Source organism: Streptomyces sp. NBC_01197 (assembly GCF_036010505.1).
Taxonomy (GTDB): domain Bacteria; phylum Actinomycetota; class Actinomycetes; order Streptomycetales; family Streptomycetaceae; genus Streptomyces.
In genome coordinates this window covers 580,018-592,966 of record NZ_CP108569.1, presented here as the reverse complement: position 1 = coordinate 592,966, position 12,949 = coordinate 580,018, and the positions used below count along the sequence as shown (strand labels likewise).

12 protein-coding genes are annotated in these 12,949 nt (G+C 70.0%); 6 read left to right on the top strand and 6 right to left on the bottom strand.

Translation table 11 applies throughout. The features are described from left to right. Positions 1-55 precede the first annotated feature (55 nt). From OG452_RS02685 to OG452_RS02675, 3 genes are all read left to right on the top strand, one after another. Positions 56-2,104: a CocE/NonD family hydrolase gene (locus OG452_RS02685; RefSeq protein WP_327293973.1), complete on the top strand. Its 2,049-nt coding sequence runs from the start codon at positions 56-58 to the stop codon at positions 2,102-2,104. 427 nt (positions 2,105-2,531) lie between these two features. Continuing rightward, complete coding sequence (locus tag OG452_RS02680) at positions 2,532-2,807, top strand: isoamylase early set domain-containing protein (RefSeq protein WP_327293972.1); 276 nt, start codon at positions 2,532-2,534, stop codon at positions 2,805-2,807. A 289-nt stretch (positions 2,808-3,096) separates the two neighbouring features. Further along, a complete protein-coding gene (locus OG452_RS02675; protein WP_327293971.1) occupies positions 3,097-4,575 on the top strand; it encodes an aminotransferase class I/II-fold pyridoxal phosphate-dependent enzyme in 1,479 nt (492 codons plus the stop codon). Between the two features lie 369 nt (positions 4,576-4,944). Here the strand turns inward: OG452_RS02675 and OG452_RS02670 are convergent, their stop codons facing one another. Continuing rightward, positions 4,945-5,568: an NADPH-dependent F420 reductase gene (locus OG452_RS02670; protein WP_327293970.1), complete on the bottom strand. Its 624-nt coding sequence runs from the start codon at positions 5,566-5,568 to the stop codon at positions 4,945-4,947. Between the two features lie 32 nt (positions 5,569-5,600). After that, positions 5,601-6,335 carry an SDR family NAD(P)-dependent oxidoreductase gene (locus OG452_RS02665; RefSeq protein ID WP_327293969.1) on the bottom strand — a complete coding sequence of 245 codons (735 nt, stop codon included), beginning with the start codon at positions 6,333-6,335 and terminating at the stop codon, positions 5,601-5,603. 143 nt (positions 6,336-6,478) lie between these two features. Here OG452_RS02665 and OG452_RS02660 point away from each other — a divergent pair, with 143 nt between their 5' ends. The 3 genes from OG452_RS02660 (at position 6,479) to OG452_RS02650 (ending at position 8,697) form a co-directional block, all read left to right on the top strand. After that, on the top strand, positions 6,479-7,090 hold the full coding sequence (locus tag OG452_RS02660) for a TetR/AcrR family transcriptional regulator (RefSeq protein WP_327293968.1): 612 nt from the start codon (positions 6,479-6,481) through the stop codon (positions 7,088-7,090). Between the two features lie 469 nt (positions 7,091-7,559). Beyond that, entirely contained in the window at positions 7,560-7,991 is a 432-nt protein-coding gene (panD, locus tag OG452_RS02655; protein WP_327293967.1) for an aspartate 1-decarboxylase, read from the top strand. A gap of 88 nt (positions 7,992-8,079) precedes the next feature. After that, positions 8,080-8,697, top strand: a complete 618-nt coding sequence (locus OG452_RS02650; RefSeq protein WP_327293966.1) for an aspartate/glutamate racemase family protein — start codon at positions 8,080-8,082, stop codon at positions 8,695-8,697. 441 nt (positions 8,698-9,138) lie between these two features. On the opposite strand, the gene gndA is transcribed toward OG452_RS02650, so the two are convergent. The 4 genes from gndA to OG452_RS02630 all read right to left on the bottom strand — a co-directional run bounded on the left by gndA (position 9,139) and on the right by OG452_RS02630 (position 12,749). Next, positions 9,139-10,578: an NADP-dependent phosphogluconate dehydrogenase gene (gene gndA / locus OG452_RS02645; protein ID WP_327293965.1), complete on the bottom strand. Its 1,440-nt coding sequence runs from the start codon at positions 10,576-10,578 to the stop codon at positions 9,139-9,141. 228 nt (positions 10,579-10,806) lie between these two features. Further along, positions 10,807-10,971: a hypothetical protein gene (locus OG452_RS02640; RefSeq protein ID WP_327293964.1), complete on the bottom strand. Its 165-nt coding sequence runs from the start codon at positions 10,969-10,971 to the stop codon at positions 10,807-10,809. A 167-nt stretch (positions 10,972-11,138) separates the two neighbouring features. Further along, positions 11,139-11,852, bottom strand: coding sequence for a hypothetical protein (locus OG452_RS02635; protein WP_327293963.1), 714 nt, complete (start codon positions 11,850-11,852; stop codon positions 11,139-11,141). Positions 11,853-11,966: 114 nt separating this feature from the next. Next, positions 11,967-12,749, bottom strand: a complete 783-nt coding sequence (locus OG452_RS02630) for an SAM-dependent methyltransferase (protein WP_327293962.1) — start codon at positions 12,747-12,749, stop codon at positions 11,967-11,969. Positions 12,750-12,949 lie beyond the last annotated feature (200 nt).

The following is a 12,949-nucleotide window of genomic DNA, read 5'->3' as shown; positions in this document are numbered from 1 at the left end:
CGCCATGCCGGGGACGTCTGCTGTACTGCCTCGCACGAAAGGAACGACCGGCCGAATGCGTTATGTGAGCAATCTGCCCCATGCGACAAAGGCGGAAGAACACGTCGCGATCACCATGTCCGACGGGATCCAGCTGTCGGCGCGCATCTGGCGCCCGACGGACTCGGACCGGACCCCGGTGCCGGCGGTGCTTGAGTACATCCCTTACCGGAAGCGCGACCTGACGTCCGTGCGCGACTCGATCCACCACCCGTACATCGCCGGGCACGGCTACGCCTGCGTCCGCGTCGATCTGCGCGGCACCGGAGATTCGGAAGGGGTGCTGAAGGACGAGTACCTGGAGCAGGAGCAGGCCGACGCGGAGGAAGTCCTCGCCTGGCTGGCCGAGCAGCCCTGGTGCGACGGCAACACCGGCATGATGGGCCTCTCCTGGGGCGCCTTCGCCGCCCTTCAGGTCGCCGCCCGGCAGCCGCCGAGCCTGCGTGCCATCGTCATCGCCTCCTTCACCGACGACCGCTACGCCGACGACATGCACTACATGGGAGGCGCGCTGCTCTCGGACAACCTGGCCGAGGCAGGCACCATGTTCGCCTATGCCACGCTCCCGCCGGACCCGGCCCTGGTGGGCGACCGCTGGCGGGAGATGTGGCACGAGCGGCTGGAGAACACCCGCCCCTGGGTGCTGGAATGGCTGCGCCACCAGCGCCGGGACGACTACTGGCGCCATGCGTCCGTCTGTGACGACTACCAGGGCGTGCGTTGCCCCGTTCTGGCGTCCAGTGGCTGGGCGGACGGCTACTCCAACGCGGTCACCCGGCTGCTCGGCAATCTGGACGTTCCGCGCAAGGGCCTCATCGGGCCCTGGTCGCACAAGTTCCCGCACCTGGGCGAGCCCGGCCCCGCCATCGGCTACCTCCAGGAGGTCGTGCGCTGGTGGGACCACTGGCTCAAGGGCATCGACAACGGAGTCATGGACGGCCCCATGCTGCGTACCTGGATGCAGGACAGCGTGCCCCCGTCCACCTCCTACGAGGCACGACCGGGCCGCTGGGTCGGCGAGGACACCTGGCCTTCGGAGCGCATCGAGTCCGTGTCCTGTCCGCTGGTGCGGCACCGCATCCTCGGCCCTGCCGGGACCTCGGAGCCCGAAGCGGAATCTGCTGCGGACCACGACGCGATGACCGTGCAGTCGCCGCTGTCCGTAGGGCAGTTCGCCGGCAAGTGGGCGTCGTACAACGCGCCCCCCGACCTGCCGTACGACCAGCGTGAGGAGGACGGCGGCTCGCTGGTGTTCAACACCGACCAGCTCACCGAGCGCGTGGAGATCCTCGGTGCGCCGACCGTCGAACTGGACCTCACGGCCAGCGAGCCCATCGCGATGGTCGCGGCGCGGCTGTCCGATGTGGCCCCCGACGGCAGCGCCACCCGTGTCACCTATGGTCTGCTCAATCTCACCCACTGCTCCGGTGCGGACGAGCCGAAGCCGCTGGAACCCGGTCGGCGCTACCGGGCCACCTTCCAGCTCAACGGGGTGGCTCAGGCTTTTCCACCGGGTCATCGCATCCGGCTCTCCCTTTCGACGTCGTACTGGCCACTTGCCTGGCCGCCGCCCAAGCCGGTCCGGCTGAGTGTGTACCAGGGCTCCAGCACGCTGACGCTGCCGGTGCGTCCCACCACGGAACCCGACCGGTTGCCGCAGCGTCCTTTCCAGGAGCCGGAGGGTGCACTGCCCCTCGCGAGTACCCAGTTGACGCCTCCCGAGGAACGCTGGGAGGTCAAGCGCGACCTCATCGGCTACCGGAATGAGCTGGAGATCCTTAAGGACCGTGGCATGGTCCACTTCGAGGAGACCGGCCTCGACGTGGGCCGCCGCGCCTACGAGCGCTACACCTCCACCGCCGACGACTTCACCTCCGCCAGCGGCGAGTCGACGTGGACCATGCGCTTCAAGCGCGACGAGTGGGACGTCCGGGTGGAGACCCGCACCGTGTTGCGGTGCAGCGAGGAGGAGTTCTTCGTGGATGCCACCCTGGACGGCTTCGAGAACGACCGGCGGGTGTTCTCCCGGAGCTGGAACGAGAAAGTGGCCCGCGACTATCTGTAGTCCTGCTTGTTCACCCGTACCCGGCCGTACGTGATCAGCGACTGACGGGCCCTCCGCGGGGCGGTCCGGCGTGGCCACACGCCCGGACCGCCCCCGCAGGCCCGGGCGTGCGGAACAGTTTGACCCTCCGCGGTACGGACAGGCGGAAGTGAGCCGTTGCCGAGCCAATACTGTCCGCGCCCGAGTGGCTTCCGGGCCCGGCGCTCAGTTCCTTCCTGGCCGCGGCGACCGTGCTCCGGGCGTGGCGCCCATGGTGACGACATGGAAGGCCGCCAGGCCCGCCAGAGGCAGGACGAGGAGGACTGGACGATGTCCGGGGCGCTGTCCGAGTGAGAGGGCCGCACGGTTGGCGCAGCGGGGCGCGCCGGGGCCCAACGGGTCTGGGACGCTCACTTCGACGTTGATGTCCCCGGAGAAAGGTGTCGTCATGCTGGAGCGTTCCCGCCGTAAGGACAAGAGGGAGATCACCTTCGTCCTTCCGGCCGATCAGCCCACCGGTCAGGTCAGTGTGGTCGGTGACTTCAACGACTGGAAGCCCGGGGTCCACCCGTTCACCGAACGGGCAGACGGAACACGTGCGGTCAGCGTCACACTCCCCGGTGAACGGCACTACGGTTTCCGCTACCTCGCTGCCGGAGACTACTGGTTCGACGAGGCACACGCTGACGGTCACGACGGGCAGAACAGCATCCTGCACACCTGACGGCTCAAGGGCCCGGCGGGCCGCCGGGCCCGTTGGCTTTCCCCTCACTGGTGGACCGGACGCTCCTCGGGCCGGGAACCCCCGGCCTTGACCACAAACACCCTGTTCCCGTGCAACTCAGCGCACCGGAACAGGGCAGTTCGCGTACCGGGGAACAATCCCGATCGAGAGAATGCGAATGGGCCGTTCATCCGGGGGCAATTCGTCCCAGCAGACAGAACGAACCTCGAAGCGCAGGGCAGCTCATTCCGCGCCATCCTTTCGCGCACTTGCCCCGGGAGGCCACACGATGGACCATTCGCAAGCGCCGGTACTCGACGCTCTGACGGCGTACCAGGCTCAGCGACAGCTGCCGTTCACACCGCCCGGCCACAAGCAGGGGCGCGGCGCCGATCCACGGGTACGAGCCGTGCTTGGGGATTCCCTCTTCGGCGCGGACATGCTCGCGTTGGCCGGTATGGACGACCGGACCATGTCCCAGGGCGTCCTGCAACGGGCCGAAGAGCTGATGGCTGACGCGGTGAGCGCCAAACACACCTTCTTCTCCACCTGCGGCAGTTCCCTCTCGGTGAAGGCAGCCATGCTGTCCGTCGCCGGCCCGCACGAGAAGCTGCTGGTGGGGCGGGACGCGCACAAATCGGTGGTGTCCGGCCTGATTCTCGCGGGCATCCGCCCGGTGTGGGTCGAACCACGGTGGGACGCCGACCTTCGCCTCGCTCATCCGCCCGGCCCCGAGGCCTACCAGGCTGCGCTCGACGAACACCCGGACGCGCGCGGCGCCCTGGTCACCAGCCCTACGCCCTACGGCACCTGCGCCGACATCGGAGCCGTCGCCGCGCTCTGCCACGCACGGGGGGTGCCGCTGATCGTGGACGAAGCGTGGGGTGCCCACCTGCCCTTCCACCCCGACCTGCCCACCTGGGCCATGGACGCCGGCGCGGACGTGTGTGTGACATCGGTCCACAAGATGGGTTCCGGCCTCGAACAGGGGTCGGTCTTTCACCTGCAAGGCGACCTGGTGACCGCGGACACGCTGGCCTCCCGCGCCGACCTGCTGGGCACCACCAGTCCCTCGGTCCTCGTCTACGCGGCCATGGACGGGTGGCGCCGTCAGATGGTGGAACAAGGTACCGAGCTGATGGGGGGCGCGCTCTCAACAGCCCACGATGTACGGAAGGCCGTCGAAGCCATCGAGGGGCTGCACGTCAACGACCGCGCCGACTTCTGCGGTCCAGGACGTGCCTTCGACCTGGACCCCCTCCAGGTCTTCATCGACCTGCATGAGCTCGGGTTCAGCGGTTACGACGCCGCTGACTGGATGCGCCGCCATCACCGCATCAACCTGCACACGTCCGACCACCGCCGTATCAACGCCCAGCTCACCCATGCCGACGACGAAACGACTACGACACGACTGCTGGACGGCCTGCGCGACCTCGTGGCCCATGTCGGCCAACTGCGGCCGGCCCCGGACATCCGCATCCCTGACCCGGGAAGCCTCCGCCTCGAACAGGCAACGCTTCCGCGAGACGCCTTCTTCGGCGACGTCGAACAGGTCCCCGCTGACGAAGCGGTCGGCCGGGTCTGCGCCGAAATGCTCACCCCCTATCCCCCCGGCATCCCTGCTGCCCTTCCCGGTGAGCGGCTCAACCGTGCCGTGGTGGACTATCTGCGTACGGGAGTCGACGCCGGAATGCTCATCCCCGATGCGGCGGACAGCGATCTCGGGACCATCCGCGTCTCCGTGCACGACGTGGGCGCCGACTGAGCGGAGGCGGTGCTTGACCGGCCGACGGCGGCCTGCTCGGGGCCGTCGGCCAGTGGAGTCCTTCGGCTTCGCAGGTGTGGAGGGCGTTCAGCCACTGCCCGCCACACGCCGGACTCGGCCAAGCGCTTCAGGAAACCGGGTTGGCCGGCCACCACCGGTGCAGGAACGGGGGTCATCGAGCATCCGCCCGCGCCGGTGCCAGTCCGCGCTGCGGGGCCAGGTGCGGTGGCTCCCAGTAGAAGGTGCTGAGAGTGCTGGCATTCAGCCGCACCCGGCTCGTCGCCGTCGCGCGCAGCGACGGTCCACAGCAGCACCGGGTCGAGGTATCGCTTCATGCCGAGTCCTTCCGGTGTTCCGTCAACCGTCCGGTCAGACGGGAAGCTCGGTGATGCTGAGGGCGAAGTCCAGGTTCCCCACGCCGTGATTGGCCAGGCCCACCGTGACCACGCCCGCTCCTTCCAGCCAGTGCGCCATGGTCAGGCCGCCGACGTCCAGCGGGCGCAGCCCGAGGCTCTCGATGAACGCCTCCACACTTGCCTTGGCCTGCGCATTGTCGCCGGCGAGGAAGACGTCGGGCCGGCCCTTTTCCAGGACATGGCGGAAGACGGTGTTGAACGCCTTCACCACGCTGGCGCTGGCCGGGGCCGTCTTGGCGACTTCCTGCGCGATCGAGGTCTGCTCGCGGTGGGCCAGCCCGTCGAATGTGGAATTGAAGGGGTTGCTGATGTCGACGATGACCTTGCCCGCGAGAGCGTCTCCGTACTGGGCGACTGCCGGCACAACACCGTCGTACAGCAGAGCCACGATGACGACGTCCCCGGCCGGGGCGGTGGCCCACTCTCCCGTCGTGGCGCCGCCGCCGAGAGTCTTGGCCAGGTCGGCGGCCTTGGACTGATCGCGGCCCATGATCTCGACGGTGTTGCCGCCCGCTACCGCTCGCGCGCCGAGGGTGCGAGCCATATTCCCGGTGCCGATGATGCTGATGCTGCTCATGAGGTGTCCCGTCCTGGATGTGGTTGTTCGGTTCAGAGGGCGGTGGTTCCGCCGTCGGCGACGAGTTCCATGCCGTTGACGTAGCTGGAGTCGTCGGAGGCGAGGAAGAGGGCGGCGGTGGCGATTTCGTCGGGGCGGCCCATCTGGCCGCGGGGGATGAGTGACTCGAACTGGCGCCTGGTGGCCTCGTCGAAGAGTTCTTCCTGCTTGGCGGTGGCGACCTGGCCGGGGGTCAGGACGTTGACGCGGATGCGGCGGTCCTTGAGCTCGTTGAGCCAGATTCGGGCCCATGCCTGCTGGACGGCCTTGCTGCCGGCGTAGACGCTCCAGCCGGGGAAGGCGCCGAGGGAGGCGTTGGAGCCGGTCATGAGGATGGAGCCGCCGTCGTTGAAGAGCGGGAGGGCCTTCTGGACGGTGAACAGGGTGCCGCGGGCATTGAGCCCGAACCAGGTGTCGAACTGGGCCTCGGTGATCTCGCCGAGCGGGGCGGGCTCGCCCCCGCCCGCGCTGGCCCACAGCACGTCGAGGCTTCCCTTCTCCCTCTTGACGGTGTCGTACAGGCGGTCCAGGTCGTCCAGGTCGGCGGCGTCGCCCTGGACGCCGGTGACGTTGCGGCCGATCTGCTTCACGGCCTCGTCCAGGGCGTCCTGGCGGCGGCCGGTGATGAAGACGTGCGCTCCCTCAGCGACGAACAGCTTCGCGCCGGACAGCGCCATGCCGGTGGTGCCGCCGGTGATGACCGCGACCTTGCCGTCGAGCTTTCCCATGGTCATTCCCCTGGGTCGGTGGTGCCGTGTGTGCCTGGGAAGGCGGAGTTAAGTACACCGCCTTGTGTGCTTAACGTAGGCGGTGCGGGGCCGGGGCGCAACTATGTACACCGGTCGTTACCCGGCTGCGGTACGGTGGACCCATGACGGAGTTGGAGAAGGGCCCCACGGGCAGCCGCCGCGGCCGGGGCGCCCGCGAGCGCATCATCAGCGCGTCCCAGCAGCTCTTCCGCGAGCAGGGCATCAACCGCACCGGCATGAACGAGCTCTGCGCGGCGGCCGAGGTGTCCAAGCGCACGGCTTATCAGCACTTCGGCGGCAAGGACGAACTCGTCGCCGAATACCTCCGCCGGTTCGACCCCTCCGTGCTGTCCGGCGTGTTCGACCGCACCGACCTCACCCCCCGCGAACGGCTCCTCGCCGCCTTCGATACCTCCCCAGACACACCCCTGTGCCCGTACATCGCTGCCGCCGTGGAGCTCCACGACCCCCAGCACCCCGCGTCCCAGTGCGCACGCGACTACAAGAAGGCCGTTGCCGCGCGGCTCGCCGACACCGCCCGCGAAGCCGGCGCGGCCGACCCCGAGCAGCTCGGCGAGCAGCTCGCCCTGCTCATCGATGGCGCCGCTGCCCGCACCCGGGTCCTTGACGCCGATGCCTTCCCCACCGCCGCCGCGATCGCCGCCGTCCTCATCGATAACGCTCTCCCCGCCGCTGCGGGCCACAACCGCCGACGGGAGGGAGTGTCGAGTTGACCTGGCACTCCGGGCCTGACTGGACTCGTTGCCGGTCATGCTGCTGCACCCGCTGGTAGGGGACACCCTTCGCCCGGCACCTGAAACGGACCTGCTGACTTTTTACGGAACTGGCCGCCCGCTGAAGGCCGCAGTGGAAGCCGCCACACGCAAGGGAGGACGCGAGGGGGCTTGTCGCAGGTGGCTATTGGGGCGTGGCCCGACTCCCGGGCGGCCCGTGCGTGTGACCGTGATCACGGACGTCCTTCGGCGGTGCTGCGTAGGCTTGGGGCGTCGTCGCGGTGGGATCCGTGAGGGGATGGCCCTCCTCCGATCACCTGACGTAGTGTCAGGAAAGGCAGCAAGTGGTCAGCGTGAGTCCTGAAAAGCCTGGGGAAAGCTGCCCGCACATGCGACTCGTTGTAGGGTGTCGAAACAGCCCTTGACCTGCAAAAACGCAGGCAGGGAGCCTAGAGCCAGGAGTGCCCTGATGCTGCGCACCATGTTCAAGTCCAAGATCCACCGTGCAACCGTGACCCAGGCCGACCTGCACTATGTCGGGTCCGTCACCATTGACGTCGCGCTGATGGAAGCCGCCGACCTGCTGCCGGGCGAGCTCGTGCACATCGTCGACATCGACAACGGCGCCCGTCTGGAGACCTACGTCATCGAGGGCGAGCGCGGCTCGGGCGTCATCGGCATCAACGGGGCCGCCGCCCACCTCGTGCACCCCGGCGACCTGGTGATCCTCATCAGCTACGCCCAGGTCGACGACGCCGAGGCGCGTACGTTGCGGCCGAGCGTCGTGCACGTCGACGCGGACAACCGGATTGTCGCCCTCGGGGCCGACGCATCCGCGCCCGTACCGGGAACGGACCAGGTGCGCCCTCCGCACGCCCGGTCGCTGGCCGCCGGAGTCTGACAGCGCGGGCACGCACAACTGGCCGGTAACCGGTACGGCCGGGAACCCGTTCCGGCCACGCCGTGCGGGCATCGTTACCATCTCCGGCATGCTCACGCTCCTGCACACCTCGCCCGTCCATGTCCCGGTCTTCGAAGCGCTGCGGGACCGGGACCTCCCGGGTCTGCCGATGCGCCACCTGGTGCACGAGAACCTGCTGGCCGGTGCACGCGAGGGGGGCCCCGAATCGGTCGGCGGCGAAGTGCGGCGGGTGCTGGCCGGAGCCGTGGCCTCGGGCGCCGGCGCCGTTCTCTGCACCTGCTCGACCATCGGCGGGATCGCCGAGGCGGCCTCCGCCGCGACCGGGGTGCCCGTCCTGCGCGTGGACCGGCCCATGGCCGCCGCCGCGGTGGCCGTCGGGCCGCGGATCGCGGTCGTCGCCACAGTGGAGAGCACACTGGCGCCGACCACCGCGCTGCTCCACGAGGCGGACCCGGACGCCGACGTCTTCCCCCTGTTGGCGGAAGGCGCCTGGGAGCGCTTCGAGGCCGGGGACCGCGACGGACACCTGGACCTGGTGGCCCGCACGGCCGACGCCGTGCAGGACGTCGATGTGATCGTGCTGGCCCAGGTCTCCATGGCGGACGCGGTCGGCCGTACGAGCACTGCCGTGCCGGTGCTGTCGAGCCCGCTCTCCGGGCTGCGTGCGGCGGCCGGGCTGGTTTGACCCGGCGCGCGTGGGCAGGCGGAGCGGGAGACATTGGTGAGGACACGCACCGTACTGTGGGAGGTCCACCGTGACGCATCCTTATCCCCGCCCTGCGCCGCCGAATCCGGGCGGTCCGGATCCTGTGCCGCCCTCGCCGACTCCGCCGCCCGGCCCCGGCCCGGCCCCCGAGCCGCCGCCGCTGCCCGACCCGCTGCCCGACCCCGTACCGCAGCCGCCCGGCCCCGAGCCGACACCGTCGCCTGGGCCTGGGCCTGGTCCTGGCCCGGACCCCTCGCCGGAGCCGCAGCCCGGCCCCGTGTCGGACCGCTGACCAGTAGCACTCGTGGCATAGGTCTGAGCCACGGCGCACCGATGTGCGACCGGCGGGCTCCGCGGAGCCCGCTCGGACGCGCGGTGTGCGGAGCACGTCGGCTCGTCGTCAGCCGCGGTGAGCGCCGGTCAGCTCTGGACCTCGGACTTGTCGCCGCTCCAGAGCGTGTGGAAGACGCCGTCGCGGTCGACGCGGCGGTAGGTGTGTGCGCCGAAGTAGTCGCGCTGGCCCTGGGTCAGGGCGGCGGGGAGGCGTTCGGCGCGCAGCGAGTCGTAATAGGCGAGAGTGGCGGCGAAGGCCGGGGTGGGGACGCCCTGGGTGACGGCGGTGGCGATCACGGCGCGCCAGTCGTCCTGCGCGGCGGCGATCTCGTCGGCGAAGCTCTTGTCGGAGAGGAGGCTCGGCAGCTGAGGCTGGGCTTCGTAGGCGCTGGTGATCCTGTCGAGGAACGCGGCCCGGATGATGCAGCCGCCGCGCCAGATCGCGGCGACCTTGCCGAGGTCGATGTTCCAGTCGTACTCCTCGCTGCCGGCCGCGATCTCGTGGAATCCCTGGGTGTACGAGACGATCTTCGAGGCGTACAGGGCCTGCTCGACCTGCGCGGCGAAAGCCGTCGCCTCGGCTTCGCCGAGCTTGCGGGCGGTCGGTCCGACGAGGTGGTGTGAGGCCTCGCGGAAGGCGGCGTGTCCGGAGACGGAGCGGGCGAAGACGGCCTCCGCGATGGCGGACACGGGGACGCCCAGGTCGAGGGCGATCTGCACGGTCCAGCGGCCGGTGCCCTTCTGTTCCGCCTGGTCGAGCACCACGTCCACGAAGGGCTTGCCGGTCGCCGCGTCGACGTGCGAGAGCACCTCCGCGGTGATCTCGATGAGGTAGGAGTCCAGGCGCCCGGTGTTCCAGGTGCGGAAGATGTCCGCGATCTGCGCGGCGGAGTAACCGGCCACGTCCCGGAGGAGTTGGTATGCCTCGCCGATGAGCTGCATGTCGGCGTACTCGACGCCGTTGTGCGTCATCTTCACGAAATGTCCGGCGCCGTCAGGGCCGATATGCGTGACACACGGCGCCCCGTCCTTGGCCTTCGCGGAGATCTTCTCCAGCATCGGCCCGAGTGAGGCGTAGGACTCCTTGCTGCCGCCCGGCATGATGCTCGGGCCGTTGAGCGCTCCCTCCTCGCCGCCGGAGATGCCGGTACCGACGAAGTGGATCCCCCGCTTGCGCAGCTCCTTCTCGCGCCGCCTGGTGTCCGCGAAGTGCGCGTTGCCGCCGTCGATGATGACGTCGCCCTCTTCCAGCAGCGCTGCGAACTCCTGGATCACCGCATCGGTCGGGTCGCCCGCCTTCACCATGACCACCAGCCGGCGCGGGCGTTCCAGGGCTGCGACGAACTCCTCCGGGCTGTTCGCGGGCACGAAGGCACCCTCCTCGCCGAACTCTTCCACCAGCTCGTGCGTCCTGGCCGCCGTGCGGTTGTGCAGCGCGACGGTGAATCCGTTTCGTGCGAAGTTACGGGCGAGGTTGCGGCCCATCACCGCGAGACCCGTGACGCCGATCTGGGCTGTTCCACTCATTGGCCGTACTCCTCGGACTCGTGGGGGATGCGACGCCTGGGCGTATACCCGGACCGTACGTCCGGCGACGCGATCCTGTCGGGATCTGTGGGCCGGGCGGCGTACTGGGCACCGGGGCCATTCCGGGGAGACGGCTGCCCAACTCCACCGGGGCGTATCCCCGTTCAACCGCCCTTGATGCCCGATCGGCCTGCTACTCGACCCGGCCCCCGGTTCCCCGCCCCGCTGTCAGGCTCGCGAGACGGGACGGGCGGCGGTGGCCGTCGTCCGCGCGAGCAGACCGCGGGTACCGCTGACCGCCAGCGGCACCACCAGTGCGGCCAGGGCCGCTGCCTGGATCTCGCCGCCGTCGATGGTGGAGCGCGGGGCCTGCGCCTCCGTCAACAGGCCCATCAGGGCGCAGCGTTGGGCCAGAACGGCGGCTCGGCCAGCGCGAGTGGCAGGGCTGGTTCGGCGGTCCCCGAACCGCGCCGTGACGGCCGGATCCGTACGACCCACCAGGCGATGCCCGCCGTAACGACCACGGTGCCGCTGCCCCAGACCGAGTCCGCACCCTGGGGCTACACCACCATCGAACCGCCCATGAGCACACAGGCGCCCAGCAGCGTGGGGCCCGCCGGAGCGAAGGGCAGCCGGGCGGGCGGGGCGTCCGAGTGGTACCCGCACCGCACGGCCGCGACCGTCAGCCAGGCCGTCGCGGCTGTCACGACCGTCAGCGCGGACGGCGCCACGCCGGGCCCCCGGTCCAGCGGCCGGCCGACGAGATACCAGAGTGAGGGCGCCGCCCCGAGCAGGGCGAGCGTGAACGCCGCCCGCCGGCGGTCCCGCAGCAGCGCGGCGTACGCCACCGGCCAGGCGAGCGGCAGCACCCACAGCAGGGTCTGGGCCACCCCCATGAGCACCCCATGACCGGTGAAGGTCTTCATGAAGTCGGCCCGGTCCTTGGGGCCGGCGCCGCTGAGCCAGGCCGCCGGAAGCGCCCGTCCGGTGAGGGCGTCGGCCGCCAGGAGCGCCACGCTGAGCAGGGCGAAGAGGCGCACCGCTGATCCGAGGGCCGCGTAGCGGGGCGGGGCGCCCGCGCTGCCGAGCCTGGTGCGGACCGAGAGGGCGGCGATGCTCGCCACCTCTCCCCAGGCGGGGCGCGCGAGGTCCTGGCCGGTCTCATCCATGTCGTCCAGATAGGTCTCGACCATCTCCTCCTCCCGCTCGGCCCGGTAGTACGCGGGCAGCAGCCGCAGCACCGTGCGGTAGCGCTGTCCGAGCAGTGTGGTCATGCGCCGCCTCCTGCGAGGCCCGGGCGCCCTGCCTTTCGGGCCTTTCGGGCCTTTTCGGGCCTGAGGGTGAGGCGTCCGCCTGCTCGCGTGTCACCTGCCCGCGGGTCCACCTGCCTACGGGACGAGCCCCACGCCGACATAGCCGGGGCACGGCGTGAACTCGGGTGCGGGGGCGCCCTTGAACCACTCGGGTGCCGTCACCACGCCCGGCTCCACCGGATCGAGCCCGTCGAAGAACCGCACGATCTCGGCGCGCGACCTGGGCTGGAAGGGGATGTGGCTGGAGTAGGTGCTGGCCACATGCTCCTCGGCCTCCGGGAACGAGTCGAGACTGGCCTGCGCGAGGATGAGGCAGCTGCCGGACGGCAGGTGGCCGACCAGCTCCCGCACGATCGCGTACGGCTCCTCCTCGTCGAGGATGAAGTGCATGATGGCGATGAGCGACAGGGCTACCGGCCGGCTGAAGTCCAGGAACCTGCGCGCGTGTTCGAGGATCACATCCGGTTCGCGGACGTCGGCCTGGATGTAGTGCGTGGCGCCCTCCGGGGTGCTGACCAGCAGGGCCTCGGCGTGGCGCAGCACGATGGGGTCGTTGTCCGCGTAGACGACCCGGGCCGCAGGAATGACCTCCTGGACGATCTGGTGGAGGTTCGGCTCGGTCGGGATCCCGGTGCCGATGTCCAGGTACTGGTCGATGCCTTGATGCGCGGCCCAGGCGGTGGCGCGGTGCATGAACGCCCGGTTCTCTTCCGCTCCGACCCGGATGAAGCCGGCCAGTTTCTCGCCCAGTTCACGGTCGACGAGATAGTGGTCCTTGCCGCCCAGCAGATAGTCGTAGACGCGCGCGGGGTGCGGCTTGCTGGTGTCGATCTGATGCTTGGGGCTGCCTGCCGTCATGGGTGCTCCGTTGCGGGTCCGAATGTGGCGAGGGGCGTGACCGGGAAACCGTCGGGGAGGGCGGCGGAGCCACGGCGCTCACGCACCGCTCGGCCGCCGATCCCCACCTCGGAGTCTGTCACTCCCGCGCCTGTCGATGCGGGGTCACGGTCCGGGCCCCGCGGCATGCGCTCTCCGGGATCGTCCGCCGGGTTACGTGA

Bases quoted from the DNA above. Each gene is read 5' to 3' on its own strand.
- OG452_RS02685 (WP_327293973.1), top strand. From the start codon at position 56: ATGCGTTATGTGAGCAATCTGCCCCATGCGACAAAGGCGGAAGAACAC.
- OG452_RS02640 (WP_327293964.1), bottom strand. From the start codon at position 10,971: ATGGGCCTGTTGACGGAGGCGCAGGCCCCGCGCTCCACCATCGACGGC.
- OG452_RS02630 (WP_327293962.1), bottom strand. From the start codon at position 12,749: ATGACGGCAGGCAGCCCCAAGCATCAGATCGACACCAGCAAGCCGCAC.
- OG452_RS02635 (WP_327293963.1), bottom strand. From the start codon at position 11,852: ATGACCACACTGCTCGGACAGCGCTACCGCACGGTGCTGCGGCTGCTG.
- OG452_RS02680 (WP_327293972.1), top strand. From the start codon at position 2,532: ATGCTGGAGCGTTCCCGCCGTAAGGACAAGAGGGAGATCACCTTCGTC.
- OG452_RS02650 (WP_327293966.1), top strand. From the start codon at position 8,080: ATGCTCACGCTCCTGCACACCTCGCCCGTCCATGTCCCGGTCTTCGAA.
- OG452_RS02660 (WP_327293968.1), top strand. From the start codon at position 6,479: ATGACGGAGTTGGAGAAGGGCCCCACGGGCAGCCGCCGCGGCCGGGGC.
- OG452_RS02665 (WP_327293969.1), bottom strand. From the start codon at position 6,335: ATGGGAAAGCTCGACGGCAAGGTCGCGGTCATCACCGGCGGCACCACC.
- OG452_RS02675 (WP_327293971.1), top strand. From the start codon at position 3,097: ATGGACCATTCGCAAGCGCCGGTACTCGACGCTCTGACGGCGTACCAG.
- gndA (WP_327293965.1), bottom strand. From the start codon at position 10,578: ATGAGTGGAACAGCCCAGATCGGCGTCACGGGTCTCGCGGTGATGGGC.
- panD (WP_327293967.1), top strand. From the start codon at position 7,560: ATGCTGCGCACCATGTTCAAGTCCAAGATCCACCGTGCAACCGTGACC.
- OG452_RS02670 (WP_327293970.1), bottom strand. From the start codon at position 5,568: ATGAGCAGCATCAGCATCATCGGCACCGGGAATATGGCTCGCACCCTC.